Origin of the sequence: Spirillospora sp. NPDC127506 (genome assembly GCF_040302145.1) — a bacterium.
Classification (GTDB): domain Bacteria; phylum Actinomycetota; class Actinomycetes; order Streptosporangiales; family Streptosporangiaceae; genus Spirillospora.
Genome location: NZ_JBEORG010000005.1, coordinates 63598 through 82517 on the forward strand (window position 1 = coordinate 63598; position 18920 = coordinate 82517).

An 18920-nucleotide genomic window follows, 5' to 3' on the forward strand; every position below is an offset into this window, starting at 1 on the left:
AGGCTAGGCGGGTCCGGCGGTCGCCGCCCACCGGCCGTTGTGCCGGGTGATCGTGATCGGGTGGTCGAAGCACTCGCTGACCAGCTCCGTCGTGATGACCTCGCCGGCGGGCCCGGAGGCGAGCACCCGCCCCTCGCGCAGCAGCAGGGCGTGGGTCGTGCTCGTGGGCAGCTCCTCCAGGTGGTGCGTGACCAGCACGGTCGTGAGGTCGGGCCGGTCGGCGCGCAGCTGGTCGATGCTGGCCAGCAGCCGCTCGCGGGCGGCGACGTCCAGGCCGGTGGCGGGCTCGTCGAGCAGCAGCACCGCCGGGTCCGGCATGAGCGCCCGCGCGATCAGCGTCCGGCCCCGCTCCCCCTGCGACAGGGTCGGCCAGCGGGCGTCGGCGCGCGCCGCCAGCCCCATCAGCTCCATCAGCTCGTCGGCGCGGCGCAGGTCCTCCGCGGACGGCGTCCAGCGCGGGACGAGCTCGATGGTGCCGGTGACGCCGGTCAGGAGGATCTCCCGGACGGTCCGCGCGGACTCCAGCGGGTGCCGCGGGTTGACCTGCCCGATCAGCGGCCGCAGCGAATGGACGTCCACCCGGCCGAGCCTGCGCCCGAGGATCTCCGCCGTCCCGCGCGTCGGGTGCGTGTAGGCGCCGAGGATGCCGAGCAGCGTGCTCTTCCCCGCGCCGTTCGGGCCGATGAGCGCCCAGTGCTCGCCGCGCAGCACGGTCATCGTGACGCGGTCGAGCAGCAGCCGCCGCTCCCGGACCAGGTCGATCTTGTCGGCGTTCAGCACGACGTCGGACACGGAACCTCCCGTTCGAACACTCGGCATGGGGGCACGCAGGCGGTGTGCGGCGTGCGGGGACGCGGAGGGCCGGGATCGCCGGGGCGGCGCGTCTGACGATCTTCAACGTACCCGAGAATCGCCGTCCGGTACGAGGGAGGCGTCCGGCCGGATACTGTGAGATCCGGTGCCTCAGCGATCTGGAGGGGGACATGGAGGACATCGGCCTCATGTGCGCCCGCTGCGGCGGCGAAGTGCACGACGTGACGCACAACCGCGAGGGCTCGCTCGACGGGGTCGGCTACCGCCACAACCGGCGGGTCGAGCCGTGGGACCACGAGCTGGAGCTGGCGGTCGGCGAGCCCCTTCCCAGGGAGCCGGGCTGCGACTTCTGCGGGGCGTCCGGGCCGAGCTGGCTCTACTACCCGACGCTCGACCCCGACGACACCGACATGTTCGAGGTCGAACTCGACACCACGGACCTGTCGGACGACGACACCGCCGTGGCCGTCCTCAACATGCTCTATCCGTGGTACGCGTGCGACACGTGCTCCGTCCTGGTCGCCGACCGCAACGTCGACCTGCTCATCGCCCGCGCCCTCGACCGCACCCCCGTCCCGGCGGACGGCCCGGTCGACGAGGAGACCGTCCGCGCCCGCCTGCAAGGCTCCCTCTCGGTCTTCTTCACCACACGCCCCGGCCGCCCGCAGCCGTCGCGGGCCGTGTAGCGTCGTTCCACCCCTGGGGGGCGGGGTGTCGGCGGGGGACAATAGGATCTATGCCGTTTTGGTGAGGTGCGTGTGGGTACGGGGGCGCAAATGATCATTGAGGCGCGATTCCACGGGCCGGACGGGTCCGGGAACGGCGGATACGTCGCGGGCAGGCTCGCGGGGCGGGTGCCGATCGACACGGTGACGGTCACGCTGCGGCAGCCGCCGCCGCTGGACACAGAGCTGACGGTCACGGTGGAGGACGAGCGGGGGCACAGCGCGCGGCTGTGGGACGGCGAGCGGCTGATCGCGGAGGCGCTCGCGGGGGCGATCGTCGTGCCGCCGATCCCGCCCGTGCCGTTCGAGCGGGCGGTGGAGGCGGCGGAGAAGTACCGCGCGCAGGAGAACCACCCGTTCCCCGGCTGCTTCGTGTGCGGGCCCGACCGCGAGCCCGGCGACGGGCTGCGGCTGGAGCCCGGGCCGGTCGCCGACGGCACCGTCGCGACGCCGTGGGTCCCCGACCGGGTCCCCGAGCGGGAGCTGGTGTGGGCGGCGCTCGACTGCCCGGGCGGGTGGTCGTTCGACGTGGCGGGCCGCCCGGCGGTGCTCGGCACCATGACCGCGCAGGTGATGGACGTCCCCGAAGCCGGCGAGCAGTGCGTCGTGCTGGGGCTCGCGCGCAGCCGCGAGGGCCGCAAGATGCACGCCGCCACGGCCCTCTACGGCGCGGACGGGCGCCTGCTGGGCCGCGCCGAGCAGATCTGGATCGAGATCGACCCGGAGGTCTTCGGGCGCTGACGCCGCCGATCCGCCGCGCGCCGGGCCGGTCCGGTTCCGCATGGATCGCGGAAATGTGTCGCCCGGCATTGTCGGCGCGGCCGGATCCGCTGTTCAATCTGAGCTTCCGCGGATACGGAGGCACGGCTCATGAGCGGAGACGGCTTACTCATCCTGGCGCTGGCGGCCCTCGCGGTCTACACGGGCGTCCACTGGGAGCGGGCGCGCCGCAGCGTCACGGATCTGCGGCTCAGCCGCCGGCGGGTCAGCCTGCTGCGCCAGGCCGCGGCGCGGGAGCGCGGCCACGTCGCGGTGATCATCGCGGTCGCGTCGGTGGCGCTGTTCCTGGCGGTCAGGTACGGCTGAGCCCGGGCGGGCGCCCGCCCGGGCGTGTCAGGGGCCGGCGAACAGGGGGTCCTCGCGGTCCACGCCGTTCACGGGGCGGCCGTGGCGCGGCGGTTCGCCGCCCTGCGCCGGGTGGCCGCCGGTGGTGGAGCCCGGCGTCCCGTGCGGGGGCGTCCCGTGCGGGGGCGTCCCGTGCGGTGCGGGGGCCGCGTTCGGCAGCGGCGCGCCGAGCGGCATCGGGGCCCCGTTCGGGACGGAGCCGTGCCCGGCGGGCCCGCCGATCGGGGGCAGGCCCGGCGGCGGCCCGGCGGGCTGCCGCCCGGCGCCGTTCGGGAAGCCCGCCGCGGGCGCCGGGCTCCCGCCGCCCGGCATCCGGCCGCCGGGCGGGATGTTCGACGACAGCGTGCCCTGGGTGAACTGGTCGACCTGGCGGCGCGCCCGGTCGGCCTCGGCGCGGGCGGCGTCGCGCTCCTCGGCGAGCGCGGTGAGCGCGGCCTGCTGGTCGGCGACCGACTGGGACAACTGGCGCAGCTGCACGGCCTGGTCGTTGACCTTGGCGGCCAGCTCGTCCCGCTCCGCCGTCGCGGCCCTCACCTGCTCCTGGGCGGCGTCGCGCTCCTTGGCGGCCTCGTCGGCGCGCGCGTTGGCGCGGACGACCTCCGCCTCGGCCTCGGACTGGGCGCGCAGCGCGGCGGTGCGCTCCGCCTCGGCCTTGCTCGCGGCCTGCATGGCGCGCTGCCGCTGCGCCTCGGTGTCGCGCATGGCGGTGCGGAGGTCTTCGGCGCCCTGCTTGGCGACGGCGGCCTCGACGCGCTGCGCCTCGGCGGCGCCCTCGGCCTCGGCGAGCTTGGCGTGCAGGCCGACGAGCTCGGCCCGCGCCGCCTCCAGCGCGGCGAGCAGCTCGGTCTCGCGCGCGGCGACGCGGTCGCGCTCGCTCTCCGCGGCGAGCTTCGCCGTCATCGACTGCTGGGCGATCTGGTGGGCCTCCTCCCACGCCTGCTGCGCGGCGTCGCGCTTGGCGAAGGCGAGCTTGGCCTCCTCCCGGGCGCGCCCGGCCTCCTTTTCCGCCGCGTCGGCGCGCTTGCGCGCCGCGGACGCCTCCTGCCACGCCTCCTCGGCGCGCCGCTGGGACGCGTCGCGCTCGCTCTGCGCGATGGCGAGCTCGCGGGCGGCCTCGGCGCGCACCTCGGCGACGCGGCGCTCGACGCCGGCGACGCTCAGCTCGGAGGTCAGCGACTCGGCGAGCAGGTCGGCGGTCTTCTCCAGCCGCTCGACCATCTCCCAGGCGGAGGCGACCTGGCCGGTGAGGCCCGGCGCGTCCCGGCCGCGGTCGCGGCGCTCGCGGGCCTCGCGCGCGCAGACGCCGTCGTTGTCCTGGCAGTAGCGGACCGCGCGGACGGCCCCCACGGGCTGCGGGACGGGGCGCCCGCAGTTGGCGCACGGCCAGACCGCGACCGGGTCCCCCATGCGGGCGACCGCCGTCTCGGCGGACTCCCCCGCGCCTCCGGAGACCGCGCCGCCCTGGGGAGCCGCGGCCGTCCCCTCGGGGCCGCTATTGTCGCGCTCTTCGCTGTTAGGCATGGAATGAACCATACGCACTGATCGAAGTTGCTGCAGTGACTTGGGAGGTAGATGTGGGGGTGCCCACTTCGTCGTTCATTGAGCGGCGAAGCGGTCGGTGGCCTCGATGAGCCGGTCCCGGATTCCCGGCTCGGAGCCGCCGTGCCCGGCGTCCTCGACGATGTGGAACTCCGCCTCGGGCCACGCCCGGTGCAGCTCCCACGCCTGATCGGGCGGCGTCTTCATGTCGTAGCGGCCGTTGACGATCACGGCGGGGACGCGGCGGATGCGGTCGACGGCCGCGAGGAGCCCCTCCCCGGGGAGGAAGCCGCCGTTCGAGATGTAGTGGTGGGTGATGCGGGCGAACGCCAGGACGGTCGCGTCGTCCAGCTCGGGCGGCGGGACGGGCCGGAGCGTGTTCGCCGACAGCTCCCAGGCCACCCAGGCGCGGGCCGCCGGGAGGTGAACGGCCGGGTCCGGGTCCTGGATGCGCCGGCCGTAGGCGGTCATCAGGTCGTCCTGCTCCGCAGGCGGGATCGCGTCCCGGAAGGCCGCCCACTCGGCCGGGAACAGGTGCGCCGCCCCGGCCGGGGTGAACCCCCACGCCTCGTCCGGCGGGCGGACGAGGTAGACGCCCCGCAGCACCATCTCGGTGACGCGGTCCGGATGCGCCTGCGCGTAGGCGAGCGCGAGCGTGCTCCCCCAGCTTCCGCCGAACACCAGCCACCGGTCGACGCCGAGGTGGACGCGCAGCCGTTCGATGTCCTCGACCAGGCGCGGGGTGACGTTGTGCTCCAGCGACACCGACGGGTCGCCGGCGTGCGGGAGGCTCCGCCCGCAGTTCCGCTGGTCGAACAGCACGATCCGGTACCTGGACGGGTCGAAGAACCGCCGGTTGTCGGGGAGCACCCCGCCGCCGGGGCCGCCGTGCAGGAACACCGCGGGCTTGCCGCCGGGATTCCCGCAGGTCTCCCAGTGGATCCGGTTCCCGTCGCCCACGTCGAGCAGGCCGGAGTCGTACGGTTCGACCGCGGGGTAGTACTCCCTCAACGCCATCATCCAGTCATACCAGGCGCGCGATCATGCTCGTCCGGGCGGCGCTCCCGGGCCGGCGCGTCCGGTCAGAGCTGGGCCATCGCCTTGCGGATGCGCTTGTCGGAGACGGGGAAGCGGGTCCCGAGCTGCTGCGCGAAGAGGCTGACGCGCAGTTCCTCCAGCATCCAGCGGATCTGCCGGGCGGGCTCCTCGTCGCGGCGGGACGGGTGCAGGCGGCGCAGCGCCTGCTCGTACTCCTGCGTCAGCACGTCGACCTGGTGGGCGAGCGTCCGGTCGCGGCCCGGGTTCTCCGGGAGCTTGTCGAGCCGGACCTGCAGGGCGCGCAGGTAGCGGGGCACGTCGTGCAGCCGCGCCCAGCCCGTCGCGGTGACGAACCCCGGATGGATCAGCCTCCCCAGGTGGCCGCGGATGTCGGCGAGCGCCGGGACGAGGGTGAGGCTCGTGGTGCCGCGGACCCGCCGGTCCACCTCGTGGGCCTCGGCGAGGATCCGCTCCACCAGGCCGACCACCTCGGCGGTCGCGTCGTGCAGGTCGGCGCGGACCCGGTCGTACAGGGCGCGGAAGCCGTCCTCGTCCCAGGCGGGGCCGCCCGCCTCGGCGATCAGCCGGTCGGCTGCGGCGGTGACGCAGTCGTCGAACAGCGCGGCGACGGAGCCGTGCGGGTTGTGGCTGAGCGCCAGCTTGCCCCGGTTGGTCAGGCGCCCCTGGATGAGCTTCACCGGCGACGGCGCGTTCAGCAGGATCAGCCGCCGCGTGCCGAGCCACATGGCGCGGCGCTGCTCGGCCTCCGTCTCGTACATGCGGACGGCGACGCTCTCGCCCTCGTCGGTGAGCGCCGGGTAGGCCTTGACGTCGTAGCCGTTCTGCCTCCGCTCGTAGGTGCGGGGCAGCTCCCCGATCGTCCACTCGGTGAGGCCGGAGCGCTCCACGGTGGACGCCGCCTTCGACAGCGTCCCGCGGACCTTGCCGGCGAGGCGGCGTTTCAGCTCGGTGAGGTCGGTGCCCTCGCCGAGGGTGCGGCGCCTCTCGTCCACGACGCGGAACGTGATGCGCAGGTGGGCGGGCAGCCGGGACGGGTCCCACGCCTCGCGGGCGATGGGCACGCCGGTCATCGCGGTGAGCTCGCGCTCCAGGGCGTCCAGCAGCGGCTCGGTGCGCGGCGCGACGCGGTCGAGGACCTTGCGGGCGTAGTCGGGCGCCGGGACGAAGTTGACGCGCAGCTGCTTCGGCAGCGACCGGATCAGCTCGGTGACCAGCTCGGCGCGCAGGCCCGGGACCTGCCACTCGAACCCGTCCGGCCGGACCTGGTTCAGGACCTGGACGGGGATGTGCACGGTCACGCCGTCGGCGTCGGTGCCGGGTTCGAACTGGTAGGTGAGGCGCAGGCGCAGCGGCCCCTGCTTCCACACGTCCGGGTAGTCGGCCTCGCTGACGCCGCCCGCCGCCTCGTTGATGAGCATCGACTTCTCGAACCCGAGCAGGTCGGGATCGGTGCGCCGGGCCTTCTTCCACCAGGCGTCGAAGTGCCGCCCGGAGACGACGTCCTCGGGGATGCGCTCGTCGTAGAAGTCGAACAGGGTCTCGTCGTCGACGAGGATGTCGCGGCGGCGGGCGCGGTGCTCCAGCTCCTCGACCTCGTCCAGCAGGGCGCGGTTGTCGTGGAAGAACCGGTGGTGGGTCTCCCAGTCGCCCTCGACGAGCGCGTGCCGGATGAACAGCTCGCGCGACAGGGCCGGGTCGATGCGGCCGTAGTTGACGCGGCGGTCGGCGACGATCGGCACCCCGTAGAGGGTGACCTTCTCGCGCGCCATGACGGCCGCCTGCTTCTTCGACCAGTGCGGCTCGCTGTAGTCGCGCTTGACCAGGTGCTGGGCGAGGGGCTCGATCCACTCGGGCTCGATCTTGGCGTTGATGCGCCCCCAGAGCCGGGACGTCTCGACCAGCTCCGCCGACATCACCCAGCGCGGCGGCTTCTTGAACAGCGACGACCCGGGGAACACGGCGAACTTCGCGCCCCGCGCGCCGAGGTACTCCTGCCCGCGGCGCTGCCTGTCCTTCTTCTCGGCGTCGACGAGCCCGATGTGCGACAGCAGGCCGGCGAGCAGCGAGACGTGGATGCGGTCCGGCGGGGCGTCGGCGGTGTTCAGCGTGATGCCGAGCCCCTTGGCGACCTGCTTGAGCTGGCCGTGCAGGTCCTGCCACTCGCGGACGCGCAGGAAGTGCAGGAACTCGTTCTTGCACATGCGCCGGAACGCGCTGCCCGACAGCTCCTTCTGCCGCTCGCGCAGGTAGTTCCAGAGGTTCAGGTAGGCCAGGAAGTCGGAGGTGGGGTCGGCGAAGCGGCGGTGCTTCTCGTCGGCGGCCTGCTGGTGCTCGGCGGGGCGCTCGCGCGGGTCCTGGATGGACAGCGCCGACGCGATGACCAGCACCTCCCGGACGCAGCCGTTCTTCTCGGCCTCCAGCACCATGCGGCCGAGGCGGGGGTCGATGGGCAGCTGGGCGAGGCGGCGGCCGAGCGGGGTGAGGCGCTTGCGCGGGTCCTTCTCGGACGGGTCGATGGCGCCCAGCTCGTGCAGCAGGTCGACGCCGGCCTTGATGTTGCGGCGGTCCGGCGGCTCCACGAACGGGAACGCGGCGATGTCGCCGAGGCCGAGCGCGGTCATCTGCAGGATGACGGACGCGAGGTTGGTGCGCAGGATCTCCGGGTCGGTGAACTCGGGCCGGGACTCGAAGTCCTCCTCGGAGTACAGCCGGATGCAGACGCCCTCGGACACCCGCCCGCAGCGGCCCTTGCGCTGGTTCGCCGACGCCTGCGACACCGGTTCGATCGGGAGCCGCTGCACCTTCAGCCGGTGGCTGTAGCGGGAGATCCGCGCGGTGCCGGGGTCGACGACGTACTTGATGCCGGGGACGGTCAGCGACGTCTCGGCGACGTTGGTGGCCAGCACGACGCGCCGGCCGCGGTGCGGCTGGAACACCCGGTGCTGCTCGGCCGACGACAGCCGCGCGTACAGCGGCAGCACCTCGGTGGAGGTCTTCTGCCGGGTGAAGTGCTTGGTCAGCGCGTCGGCGGTGTCGCGGATCTCGCGCTCGCCGCTGAGGAACACCAGCACGTCGCCTGGGCCCTCGCGGCGCAGCTCGTCGACCGCGTCGATGATCGCCTGGATCTGGTCGCGGTCGGGGTCGGCGGACGGGTCGTCGGGGTCGGCGACGGGCCGGTAGCGGACCTCCACCGGGTAGGTGCGCCCCGACACCTCCACGATCGGCGCGTCGTCGAAGTGCTCGGAGAACCGCTCCGGGTCGATCGTCGCCGAGGTGATGATCACCTTCAGGTCGGGGCGCCGGGGCAGGATCTCCTTGATGTAGCCGAGCAGGAAGTCGATGTTGAGGCTGCGCTCGTGCGCCTCGTCGATGATCAGTGTGTCGTACTGGCGCAGCAGCCGGTCGGTCTGGATCTCGGCGAGCAGGATGCCGTCCGTCATCAGCTTGACGAGCGTGTCGTCGCCGGACCGGTCGGTGAACCGCACCTTGTACCCGACGGCGTCGCCGAGCTCGGTGCCGAGCTCCTCGGCGATGCGGTCGGCGACCGTGCGCGCGGCCAGCCGGCGCGGCTGGGTGTGCCCGATGGAGCCGAGCACGCCGCGCCCCAGCTCCAGGCAGACCTTGGGGATCTGGGTGGTCTTCCCCGACCCGGTCTCGCCCGCGACGATCACGACCTGGTGGTCGCGCACCGCGGCGAGGATGTCGTCCTTCTTGCGCGCCACCGGCAGGTCGGCCGGGTACGTGACCGCGGGCACGGCGCGGCGCCGCCGCTCGACCCGCCGCTCGGCGGCCTCGACGTCGGCGGCGATCTCCTCGGCGGCCTTCGCGCGGCGCGCGGCGTCCCGCATCTTCTGGACGCCGTCGATCCGGCGGCGCAGCCGGTGCTGATCGCGGAGCATCAGCTCGGGCAGGCGCGCGCGCAGGCCGGCGAGCGGCGGTTTCACACTCGACCTCATATCCGTCACCAAGGATAGGGTTGCGGGCCCGCGGCCCCGCTCACCCGCAAACCTCCGCACCGTAGCCGGGACGCCCCGCGCGGGGCGATCCATTTTCCGGGCGGCGACGGGATACAACGCCGCGCTCCGGGACGGCATTCCGGGGCCGCCGCGCGGCGCGGCCCCGGAGACGGCCGCGGGGAAGCGGCTGCGCTCAGCCCGCGCCGTAGACGGGCTCGGGCGCGGGGGCCTCGGCGAGGAGGCCCTTGACGACGTCGCCGACCTCCGCCGGGTCCCACCTCGCGCCCTTGTCGGCCGCGGGGCCGTGCCGGAAGGCGTCCATCACGCAGATCCTGCCGCCCTCCGCCTCGAAGACCCGCCCGGTCACGTCGCGGGACCCGGCCGAGCCGAGCCAGACGACCAGCGGCGAGACGTTCTCGGGGGCCATCGCGTCGAACTCGCCCTCGGCGGGGGCGGCCATCGTCCGCGCGAAGACCTCCTCGGTCATCCGGGTGCGGGCGGCGGGCGCGATCGCGTTGACGGTCGCGCCGTAGCGGCCCAGCTCGGCGGACGCCACGAGCGTCAGCCCGACGATCCCGGCCTTGGCGGCGGAGTAGTTGGCCTGGCCGACGCTGCCGAGCAGCCCGGCGCCGGACGAGGTGTTGATCACGCGGGCGTCCACGGGGCGGCCGGCCTTGCTCTCCGCCCGCCAGTACCGGGCCGCGTGCTTGAGCGGCAGGAAGTGGCCCTTCAGGTGGACGCGCATGACGGCGTCCCACTCGTCCTCGCCCAGGTTGACCAGCATGCGGTCGCGCAGGAACCCGGCGTTGTTCACGAGGGTGTCGAGCCCGCCGAACGCGTCGACCGCGGTGGCGACCAGCGCGGCGGCGCCCTCGTCGGTGGCGATGTCGTCGGTGCTCGCGACGGCCTTCCCGCCGAGCGCCTCGATCTCCCGGACGACGCCGTGGGCCGGGCCTTCGGAGGCGTCGCCGGTGCCGTCCCGCGCGACGCCGAGGTCGTTCACGACGACGAGGGCGCCCTGGCGGGCGAACTCCAGCGCGTGCGCGCGGCCGAGCCCGCGCCCGGCGCCGGTGACGGCGACCACCCGGTCCTTGCAGATCATCGCGACTCCTCCTTGTTCACGGTGGCGGCGTCCAGGAAGGCGGGGCGCTCTCCCCCGCCGTGGACCTGCAGCGTCGCGCCGGTGACGTAGGACGCCAGGTCGGACGCCAGGAACGCGCACGCGGCGCCGATGTCGTAGGGGACGGCGAGGCGGCCCATCGGGACGGTCGCGGCCACCGCCGCGACGCCGTCCTCGTCGCCGTAGTGCAGGTGGGACAGCTCGGTGCGGACCATCCCGAGGATGAGCGCGTTGACCCGGATGTGCGGCGCCCACTCCACCGCGAGCGAGGCGGTGAGGCTGTGCAGGCCGGCCTTGGCGGCGCCGTAGGCGGCGGTGCCGGGCGACGGGCGCACCCCGCTGACGCTGCCGATGTTGACGACCGACCCGCCGCCCCGCGCCATGATCTTCGGCCGCAGCGCCCGCGCCATGATCAGCGCCGAGGTCAGGTTCAGCTCGATGATCTTCACGTGGGTGCGCAGGCTCCCCTCGGCGACCGGCAGGTACGGGGCGCCGCCCGCGTTGTTGACCAGCACGTCGACGCCGTCCAGGCCGTTGGCGAACGCCTGCACCGCGTCCGGGTCGCGCACGTCCAGCGAGACGAACCGCGCCGTCCTCCCGCCCCCCTCGGGCAGCGTCTCGGGCTCGCGCCGGGCGACCGCGACGACGTCGGCGCCGGCCTCCAGCAGGGCGCGGCTGATCCCGGCGCCGACCCCGCGCACGCCCCCCGTGACCACGGCGGTCCGGCCGCCCAGGTCGAGCGTCAGTGACATTCCGCCTCCTCTGCTACCTTCTGTTCTAACAAATGTTTGGTGGAAAGGTAGCGCATGGGAGTCTCCACCACGACCCTGGACGGGGTCGCCGAGATCGTCGTGGACGCCCCGCCGGTCAACGCGCTGACCGTCGCGGGCTGGTACGAGCTGGCCGACGCGGTCGCCGCGGCCGGCCGCGACCCGGACGTCGGCGCCGTCGTGCTCCGGGCCGAGGGCCGGGGCTTCAACGCGGGCGTCGACATCAAGGAGATGCAGAGCACCGAGGGCCACACGGCCCTGGTCGGCGCGAACCGCGGGTGCTACGCGGCGTTCGCGGCCGTCTACGACTGCGAGGTCCCGGTCGTCGCGGCCGTCCACGGCTTCTGCCTGGGCGGCGGGGTCGGCCTGGCCGGCAACGCCGACATCGTGGTCGCCTCGCGGGACGCCTACTTCGGGCTGCCGGAGGTGGACCGGGGCGCGCTCGGCGCCGCGACGCACCTGGCCCGGCTCGTCCCGCAGCACCTGATGCGCGCGATGGTCTACACGTGCCGCAACGTCACGGCCGAGGAGCTGCACCACCACGGCTCGGTGCTGGAGGTCGTCCCGGCGGAAGAGCTGCGCGGCAAGGCCATGGAGGTCGCCTCCGCCATCGCCGCCAAGGACCGGTACGTCATCCGGCGGGCCAAGGAGTCGCTGAACGGCATCGACCCCGTCGACGTCAAGCGCAGCTACCGCTACGAGCAGGGCTTCACGTTCGAGCTCAACCTCGTCGGCGCGGGCGACGAGCACCGCGCCGCCTTCGTCGCCAAGGGGGCCGAATGAGCGGCAAGGTGATGTCGGCCGACGAGGTCGCCGCGTCGCTGGAGAGCGGCATGACCGTCGGGATCGGCGGCTGGGGGTCGCGGCGCAAGCCGATGGCGCTGGTCCGGGCGATCCTGCGCTCCCCCGTCACCGACCTGACGGTGATCACGTACGGGGGCCCGGACGTGGGGCTGCTGTGCGCCACCGGCAAGATCAGGCGGCTGGTCACCGCGTTCGTGACGATGGACACGATCCCGCTGGAGCCGCACTTCCGGCAGGCGCGGCAGTCCGGGGCGATCGAGCTGACCGAGTACGACGAGGGCATGTTCATGTTCGGGCTGTACGCGGCGGCGCACCGGCTGCCGTTCCTGCCCACCCCGGTCGGCCTCGGCTCGGACGTCCTGCGGGTCAACCCGGAGCTGAGGACGATCCGGTCGCCGTACGAGGACGCGACCGAGCTCGTCGCCGTCCCGGCCCTGAGGATGGACGCGGCGCTCGTCCACATGAACCGCGCCGACGCGCGCGGCAACGCCCAGTACCTCGGGCCCGACCCGTACATGGACGACCTGTTCGCGAAGGCCGCCGACCGGACGTACGTGTCGTGCGAGCGCCTCGTCGAGACGGCCGACTTCGCCAAGGAGGGGCCGCTGCAGTCGATGCTGATCAGCCGGGCGCACGTGGCGGGCGTGGTGGAGACGCCGAACGGGGCGCACTTCACCGACTGCGCGCCCGACTCCGGGCGGGACGAGAGGTTCCAGAAGCTCTACGCGCAGTCGGCGGCCGACCCGGAGAGGTGGGCGGAGTTCAGCGAGCGGTTCCTGGCCGGCGACGAGGCCGCCTACCAGGACGCCGTCCGGGCCTGGCGGGAGGAGTCCCGATGAGCGATGTGACGCGTGCGGAGGTGTGCGCGGCGGCGTGCGCCGACCTGTTCCGGGGCGACGGCGAGATCGTCGCGGCGGCGGTGGCCGGTTTCGTGCCGATGCTGGGGTCGCGGCTGGCGCGGGCCACGTTCGCGCCCGATCTGCTGACGACGGACGGCGGTCCGGCGCTGAGCGCCGAACCCGCCCCGCTCGGCCGGCCGGCGGAGACCGCCGAGGGCTGGCTGCCGTTCCGCGACCACCTGTGGCTCGTGCTGAACGGGCGGCGGCACGTGGTGATGGGGCCGAGCCAGATCGACGCGCACGGCAACACCAACATCTCCTGCATCGGCGAGTGGGAGCGGCCGGCGCGGCAGCTCCTCGGGGTGCGCGGCGGGCCGGGCAACACGCTGCTGAACCCGACGAGCTACTGGGTGCCGAAGCACTCGACGCGGGTGTTCACCGAGAAGGTCGACATGGTGAGCGGCGTCGGCTGGGACCGGGGCGCGCACGAGATCCGCGCCGTGGTGACCAACCTCGCGGTGCTCGACTTCGGCACGCCGGACCGGCGGATGCGGCTGCGGTCCGTCCACCCCGGCGTGAGCGTCGCGGACGTGGTCGCCGCCACCGGCTTCGAGCTGGCCGTTCCGGACGAGGTGCCCGAGACGCGGCTGCCGGACGCCGAGGAGCTGCGGATCATGCGCGAGGTCCTCGACCCGAAGGGGCTGCGCGAGCGGGAGGTCCCGGCATGAGCGGAGCGAACCGGGGGGCGCGGGGGGTCGACCCCCCGCAGGGCGGAGGCATGAGCGGGCAGTTGCTCGACACCCCGCTGACCCGGCTGACCGGCGTGCGGCACCCCGTCGTCCAGACCGGCATGGGGTGGGTCGCCGGCCCGAAGCTCGTCACGGCCGTGGCGAACGCGGGCGGGCTCGGCGTCCTGGCGTCGGCGACGATGACGCTCAACCGGCTCGCCGACGCGATCCACGAGGTCAAGGACCGCACGGACGCCCCCTTCGGGGTCAACCTGCGGGCCGACGCCGGGGACGCCGGCGACCGCATCGACCTGCTGATCAAGGAGGGCGTGAAGGTCGCGTCCTTCGCGCTCGCCCCGAAGAAGGAGCTGATCGCGAAGCTGAAGGACGCCGGGGTCGTCGTGATCCCGTCCGTCGGCGCGCGGCGGCACGCGGAGAAGGTCGCGGGGTGGGGCGCGGACGCCGTGCTCGTCCAGGGCGGCGAGGGCGGCGGCCACACCGGCGCCGTCGCCACCACGCTGCTGCTGCCGCAGGTGGTGGACGCCGTCGACATCCCGGTCATCGCGGCGGGCGGCTTCTTCGACGGGCGCGGCCTCGCCGCCGCGCTCGCCTACGGGGCGGCGGGCGTCGCGATGGGCACCCGGTTCCTGCTGACGTCCGACAGCCCGGTGCCGGACGCCGTCAAGCGGGTGTACCTGGATGCCGGCGAGACCGTGGTGACCCGGCAGGTGGACGGCATGCCGCACCGGGTGCTGCGCAGCGAGCTGGTCGACGCGCTGGAGCGGTCCGGACGGGTCGGCGGCCTGGCCCGGGCGGTGCGCAACGCCGCGCGGTTCAAGAAGCTGTCCGGGATGTCGTGGCGCGCGATGATCGCCGACGGGAGGGCGATGAAGCACGGCAAGGACCTCTCGTGGTCGCAGGTGCTGATGGCCGCGAACACGCCGATGCTGCTGAAGGCGGCGATGGTGGACGGCCGCCCCGACCTGGGCGTGATGGCGTCCGGCCAGGTCGTCGGCGTCATCGACGACCTGCCGAGCTGCGGCGAGCTGATCGACGCGGTCGTGCGGCGGGCCGCCGAGGCCATCGCCGCGCAGCAGTCCCTCCTGGTGCGTTGAGCCCGGTGCGTTGAGCCCGGCGCGTTGAGCCCGGTGCGTTGGGCCGGGTGCGCTAGGCGCCTTGCGCGCCGAGGCCGCGCAGCACGGCCGCCAGTCCCCCGCGGAACTCCTCGTCGGGGCCGAGGCGGCGGGCGTGCCGCGCGGTCTCGGTCAGGTGGGGGAACTCGTCGGCGGGCAGCGCGGCGATGGCGGCGGTCCCCTCCCCCTCCAGCGGGCCGAGGTGCTCCAGCTGGATCGCGCCGATGACGTAGGCGATCACGGCGCGCAGCGCGATCGCCGCGCGCGGCCCGTCGATGCCCGCCTCGGCGAGGATCCGGGCGACGGTCTCGCCCCAGCACAGCGAGCCCGCCGAGGCATGGCGGTGGGCGAGCGTCAGCGGCATGATCGCGGCGTGCGCGCCGAACGCGTCCCGCAGCCGCAGCGCCATGGTCTCGATCCGCGCCTCCCACGGCCCCTCGCCGGGCGGCGCCGGGTCGACCTCGGCGTAGACGAGGTCGACGACGAGCCCCTCCAGCTCTTCGCGGTCGCGCACGTAGCGGTAGAGCGCCATCGTGCTCATTCCGAGCTCCTTGGCGACGGCGCGCATGGACAGCCCGGCGAGCCCGTCCCGGTCGATGACGGCGAGCGCGGCTCCGGCGAGCCTCTCGGTGCTGAGCGAGCGTGGTCGAGGCATGGCGCTTGACAGCGTACGGCATACGCTTACGATCGTAGGCGTATGCCGTACACCTAAAGGAGACGCCCATGCATCTCGCCCCCGGCTCCGACATCCCGCCGCGCGAGCTCACCCCGGTCAACGGCCCGCCGGTGCGGGTGCCCGACCCCGGCCGCCTCGTCCACCTGCAGTTCCGCCGGTTCGCGGGCTGCCCGATCTGCAACCTGCACCTGCGCTCGTTCACCGTCCGGCACGCCGAGATCGAGGCCGCCGGCGTCCGCGAGGTCGTCGTGTTCCACTCGTCCGCCCGCGAGCTGCGCGAGCACGTCGGCGGCCTCCCGTACGCCGCGGTCGCCGACCCGGAGAAGCGGCTGTACGCCGAGTTCGGCGTGGAGTCCGCCCGCCGCGCGCTCCTGGACCCCCGAGCCTGGTGGACGATCCTGCGCGCCGTCGCCGCCGGCACCTGGCAGGTCGCGCGGGGCCGGGCGCGGGCGCCGAAGGCCCGCCCGGACGGCGGGCGCCTCGGCCTGCCCGCCGACTTCCTCATCGGCGCCGACGGCCGCGTGCTCGCCGCCGGATACGGCGAGCACGCGGCCGACCACTGGAGCGTCGACGACCTCCTCGACCTGGCCGCCCAAGCCCCCGCCGCCTCCGGGAGGCGGTGAGGCTCAGCCCCGCACGGCCAAGACGAGCTTCCCGGTCGTGGCGCCCGACTCGATGCGCTTGTGCGCCTCGGCGGCCCGCTCCAGGGGCAGTTCCTCGACCTGGACGCGCAGGTCCCCCGACGCGACCGCGGCGAGGGCGCCGCGCAGGGCGCGCCCCGCCTCGGCCGGCGCGATCCCCGCGAACGCGGCGAGGTTGAACCCGGACACCGTCTTATTGTCGAACCACAGCTCGTTCGCCGGGATCCCCACGTCGTCCGCGCCGGAGGCGTTGCCCATCACGACCATCCGGCCCATCGGGGCGAGCGCGTCCAGGCTGGTGCGCCGCGCGGCGCCCCCGACCATGTCCACGACGATGTCGAACCCGCGGCCGCCGGTGAGGCCGGCGACCGCGTCCGGCAGGTCGTCGCGGAGCACGACGTCGTCGTAGCCGAATCCGCGGGCGGCCTCGATCTTCGCGGGCCCGCCGACCGTCCCGGCGACCCTGCCCGCGCCGAGCCGCCGGGCGGCCTGGCCGAGCTGGCTGCCCACTCCCCCGGCCGCCGCGTGCACCAGCACGCTCTCGCCCGGTTCGATGCGCGCGACGCGGTCCAGGACGAGGAACGCGGTCGTGCTGTTGGACGGGACGGCCGCAGCGACGTCCAGTCCCAGGTCCAGCCCGTCGAGCGGCGCGACGAGGTCGGCGGAGGTGACGGCGACCTCGGCGTAGCCGCCGCTGTCCACGATCGTCAGCGCGGCGACGGGCTGGCCCTTGCGCAGCCCCTCGACATCCGGGCCCACCGCCCGGACATGGCCGGACACCTCGATGCCGGGGACGAACGGCAGCGGCACGTCCACCACGCCCTGCCGGTACAGGACTTCGGCGAAGTTCGCGCCCGCGTACGCGACGTCGATGGACACCTGGCCCGGCCCCGGCTCGGGTGCCTCCATCTCGGCGGGGCGCAGCACGTCCGCGCCGCCGAACTCGGGAATCGTGATGGCCTTCATCAGTATCGGTCTCCTACTGCCGCTGGAACGCCGTCCAGCTCGGCCAGGTCGGTTCCGGTGAGGTCCAGGTCGGCGGCACCGGCGTTCTCGTGCAGGTAGCGCCGCTTCTTGGTGCCGGGGATCGGGATGACGTGCTCGCCCTGAGCGAGCGTCCACGCGATCGCGACCTGGGCGGGCGTGGCGCCGTGCCGTTCGGCGACCGCCTTGACGACGTCGACGATGCGCAGGTTGGCCTTCAGCGCGTCCTCCCGGAAGCGCGGGTTGACGCCGCGGAAGTCGGTGTCCTCGAAGTCGGCGGACGTGATCGTCCCGGTGAGGAACCCCCGGCCGAGCGGCGCGTAGGGCACGAACACGGCTCCGTTCTCGGCGCACCAGGCGACGACGTCGCCGGGCCCTTCCCCGGTGCCGCCGGTGTGGCCCATCGAGACGCCGGCCATCCCGCCCGGCGCGCCCGCGGCGTCGCGCGTCCACAGCGACAGCTCCGACTGGACCGCGGCGACCGGGTGGATGGCGTGCGCCTCCGCGGCCTGCGCGACGCTGACCTCGGACAGGCCCAGCCGGCGGACCTTCCCCTCGGCGACCAGCTCGGCCATCGCGCCCCAGCTGTCGGCCAGCGGCACGTCCGGGTCGACCCGGTGCAGGTAGTACAGGTCGATCACGTCGGTGCCGAGGCGGCGCAGGCTGTCCTCCGCCGACGCCTTGACGTGCTCGGGCGTCCCGTTCCGGACGAGGTTCCACGACGCGTCCTCCGGGACGACCAAGCCGGTCTTGGTCGCCAGGACCGCCTCGTCCCGGCGCCCCTTCAGCGCGCGGCCGATGAGCGCCTCGTTGTGGCCGTCGCCGTAGGGCTGCGCGGTGTCCAGGAACGTCACGCCGAGGTCGAGGGCCTCCCGGATGAGCGCGACCGAGGCGTCGTCGTCCCGCTCCGAGGCGGTGTAGGCCCAGCTCATCCCCATGCAGCCGAGCCCGACGGCGCCGACCGGAGTACCCGCGAAATCACGCGTCCTCATGAGTCCTCCTCAGTGGTTCCCACTTACGAGGACGATCATGCTGGGCGCGCCGCTGACCCGGCAGAGTCCGCTCATCATGGGTGTGGCACCACCACCCTGGCGGGCCGGTTCAGCCGGCGGCGGCCATTCTCCGGCGCGCCATCAGCCGGTCGAACCGCTCCTGCGTGCCGGTGCCGGGACGCGGGTTGAACAGCACCAGGGTGCAGCCGGGGCGGTCGGCCAGCGGCAGCAGCGTCCCCTCGAAGACCAGCTCGCCCGCGTCCGGATGCCGGATCCCCTTCACGGCCTGCGTGCTCCCGCTCACGTCGTGGCGGGGCCACAGCTCGGCGAACTCCGGGCTGACGGCCAGCAGGCCGGCGATGATCCGGCCGTACTCGGGGTCGTCGGGGCGGAGGGCGGCGTCGGCGCGGAACCGCGCGACGACGGAGGGCGCCGCCGCGGCCCAGTGCGGCTGCATCGACCGGTAACGGACGTTGGTGAAGTACGTGACCAGGCAGTTGTGGTCGGTGTCGCCGTAGCCGAACACCTCGCGGGCCGCGTCGTTGATCGCGACGAAGTTCCAGTACCGGTCGCGCACGTACGCGGGCCGCGGCGACCACGCGTCCAGCACCCGCCGCAGCTCCGGCGTGATGGGGGCGGCGGGGCCCGCCTCCGCCTGCGGCGGGTTGAGCCCGGCGAGCAGGTAGAGGTGCTCGCGCTCGGCCCGGTCCAGGCGCAGGGCGCGCGCGATCGCGTCCAGCACGTCGCCGGACACCTTGATGTCGCGGCCCTGCTCCAGCCACGTGTACCAGGAGACGCCGACCCCGGCGAGGACGGCGACCTCCTCGCGGCGCAGGCCCGGCGTCCGGCGCCGCCCGCCGTCGGGCATGCCGACGTCGGCGGGGGTGAGCCGGGCGCGGCGGGTCCGCAGGAAGTCGCGCAGCTGTTCGCGGCGGCCGGTGGCGGGAGTCGGGCTTGCCATACCGCAACGATATCGGCCGCGGACGCCCGCGACGGGGATCAGGCGACGGGGATCA

Annotated in this window: 18 protein-coding genes; 8 read left to right on the forward strand and 10 right to left on the reverse strand. The window is 74.2% G+C overall.

The genetic code is table 11. The annotated features are described in order from the left end of the window. Positions 1–3 precede the first annotated feature (3 nt). Positions 4–792, reverse strand: coding sequence for an ABC transporter ATP-binding protein (locus ABTW95_RS07490; protein ID WP_396451432.1), 789 nt, complete (start codon positions 790–792; stop codon positions 4–6). Between the two features lie 191 nt (positions 793–983). Between ABTW95_RS07490 and ABTW95_RS07495 the strand changes: the two genes are divergently transcribed. The 3 genes from ABTW95_RS07495 (at position 984) to ABTW95_RS07505 (ending at position 2624) form a co-directional block, all read left to right on the forward strand. After that, entirely contained in the window at positions 984–1499 is a 516-nt protein-coding gene (locus ABTW95_RS07495; protein WP_396451430.1) for a hypothetical protein, read from the forward strand. A 90-nt stretch (positions 1500–1589) separates the two neighbouring features. Next, positions 1590–2279 carry a hypothetical protein gene (locus ABTW95_RS07500; protein ID WP_396451429.1) on the forward strand — a complete coding sequence of 230 codons (690 nt, stop codon included), beginning with the start codon at positions 1590–1592 and terminating at the stop codon, positions 2277–2279. Positions 2280–2408: 129 nt separating this feature from the next. Continuing rightward, a complete protein-coding gene (locus ABTW95_RS07505) occupies positions 2409–2624 on the forward strand; it encodes a hypothetical protein (protein WP_396451427.1) in 216 nt (71 codons plus the stop codon). A 27-nt stretch (positions 2625–2651) separates the two neighbouring features. Here the strand turns inward: ABTW95_RS07505 and ABTW95_RS07510 are convergent, their stop codons facing one another. From ABTW95_RS07510 to ABTW95_RS07530, 5 genes are all read right to left on the reverse strand, one after another. Then, positions 2652–4184 carry a chromosome segregation ATPase gene (locus tag ABTW95_RS07510; protein ID WP_500225514.1) on the reverse strand — a complete coding sequence of 511 codons (1533 nt, stop codon included), beginning with the start codon at positions 4182–4184 and terminating at the stop codon, positions 2652–2654. Positions 4185–4259: 75 nt separating this feature from the next. Beyond that, positions 4260–5213: a prolyl aminopeptidase gene (gene pip, locus ABTW95_RS07515; protein ID WP_396451441.1), complete on the reverse strand. Its 954-nt coding sequence runs from the start codon at positions 5211–5213 to the stop codon at positions 4260–4262. A gap of 71 nt (positions 5214–5284) precedes the next feature. Continuing rightward, positions 5285–9217, reverse strand: a complete 3933-nt coding sequence (hrpA, locus tag ABTW95_RS07520; RefSeq protein WP_396451424.1) for an ATP-dependent RNA helicase HrpA — start codon at positions 9215–9217, stop codon at positions 5285–5287. Between the two features lie 193 nt (positions 9218–9410). Next, positions 9411–10319, reverse strand: coding sequence for an SDR family oxidoreductase (locus ABTW95_RS07525; protein WP_500225516.1), 909 nt, complete (start codon positions 10317–10319; stop codon positions 9411–9413). Next, positions 10316–11089, reverse strand: coding sequence for an SDR family oxidoreductase (locus ABTW95_RS07530; RefSeq protein WP_500225517.1), 774 nt, complete (start codon positions 11087–11089; stop codon positions 10316–10318). Before ABTW95_RS07530 ends, ABTW95_RS07525 begins: the two co-directional genes overlap by 4 nt. A gap of 54 nt (positions 11090–11143) precedes the next feature. Between ABTW95_RS07530 and ABTW95_RS07535 the strand changes: the two genes are divergently transcribed. Genes ABTW95_RS07535 through ABTW95_RS07550 form a run of 4 tightly spaced genes read left to right on the forward strand, consistent with a single transcriptional unit; the run spans position 11144 to position 14593 of the window. Further along, positions 11144–11890, forward strand: a complete 747-nt coding sequence (locus ABTW95_RS07535) for an enoyl-CoA hydratase family protein (RefSeq protein ID WP_396451421.1) — start codon at positions 11144–11146, stop codon at positions 11888–11890. Then, a complete protein-coding gene (locus tag ABTW95_RS07540; RefSeq protein ID WP_500225519.1) occupies positions 11887–12750 on the forward strand; it encodes a CoA transferase subunit A in 864 nt (287 codons plus the stop codon). Before ABTW95_RS07535 ends, ABTW95_RS07540 begins: the two co-directional genes overlap by 4 nt. Next, a complete protein-coding gene (locus ABTW95_RS07545) occupies positions 12747–13478 on the forward strand; it encodes a CoA-transferase subunit beta (protein WP_500225520.1) in 732 nt (243 codons plus the stop codon). The genes ABTW95_RS07540 and ABTW95_RS07545 overlap by 4 nt, the downstream gene beginning before the upstream one ends. 50 nt (positions 13479–13528) lie before the next feature. Then, positions 13529–14593 carry an NAD(P)H-dependent flavin oxidoreductase gene (locus ABTW95_RS07550; protein ID WP_500225521.1) on the forward strand — a complete coding sequence of 355 codons (1065 nt, stop codon included), beginning with the start codon at positions 13529–13531 and terminating at the stop codon, positions 14591–14593. Positions 14594–14645: 52 nt separating this feature from the next. On the opposite strand, the gene ABTW95_RS07555 is transcribed toward ABTW95_RS07550, so the two are convergent. Further along, positions 14646–15266 (reverse strand): TetR/AcrR family transcriptional regulator, encoded by a 621-nt coding sequence (locus ABTW95_RS07555; RefSeq protein WP_500225523.1) that lies wholly within the window; start codon positions 15264–15266, stop codon positions 14646–14648. Between the two features lie 68 nt (positions 15267–15334). On the opposite strand from ABTW95_RS07555, the gene ABTW95_RS07560 reads away from it, so the two are divergent. Next, positions 15335–15910 (forward strand): peroxiredoxin-like family protein, encoded by a 576-nt coding sequence (locus tag ABTW95_RS07560; protein WP_396452300.1) that lies wholly within the window; start codon positions 15335–15337, stop codon positions 15908–15910. Positions 15911–15913: 3 nt separating this feature from the next. Here ABTW95_RS07560 and ABTW95_RS07565 read toward each other — a convergent pair whose 3' ends face one another. The 3 genes from ABTW95_RS07565 to ABTW95_RS07575 all read right to left on the reverse strand — a co-directional run bounded on the left by ABTW95_RS07565 (position 15914) and on the right by ABTW95_RS07575 (position 18865). Then, a complete protein-coding gene (locus ABTW95_RS07565) occupies positions 15914–16894 on the reverse strand; it encodes a quinone oxidoreductase family protein (protein WP_396452302.1) in 981 nt (326 codons plus the stop codon). Further along, positions 16894–17904, reverse strand: coding sequence for an aldo/keto reductase (locus ABTW95_RS07570; protein ID WP_396452304.1), 1011 nt, complete (start codon positions 17902–17904; stop codon positions 16894–16896). Before ABTW95_RS07570 ends, ABTW95_RS07565 begins: the two co-directional genes overlap by 1 nt. Positions 17905–18013: 109 nt before the next feature. Next, positions 18014–18865, reverse strand: coding sequence for a helix-turn-helix transcriptional regulator (locus ABTW95_RS07575; RefSeq protein WP_500225526.1), 852 nt, complete (start codon positions 18863–18865; stop codon positions 18014–18016). Between the last annotated feature and the right edge of the window lie 55 nt (positions 18866–18920).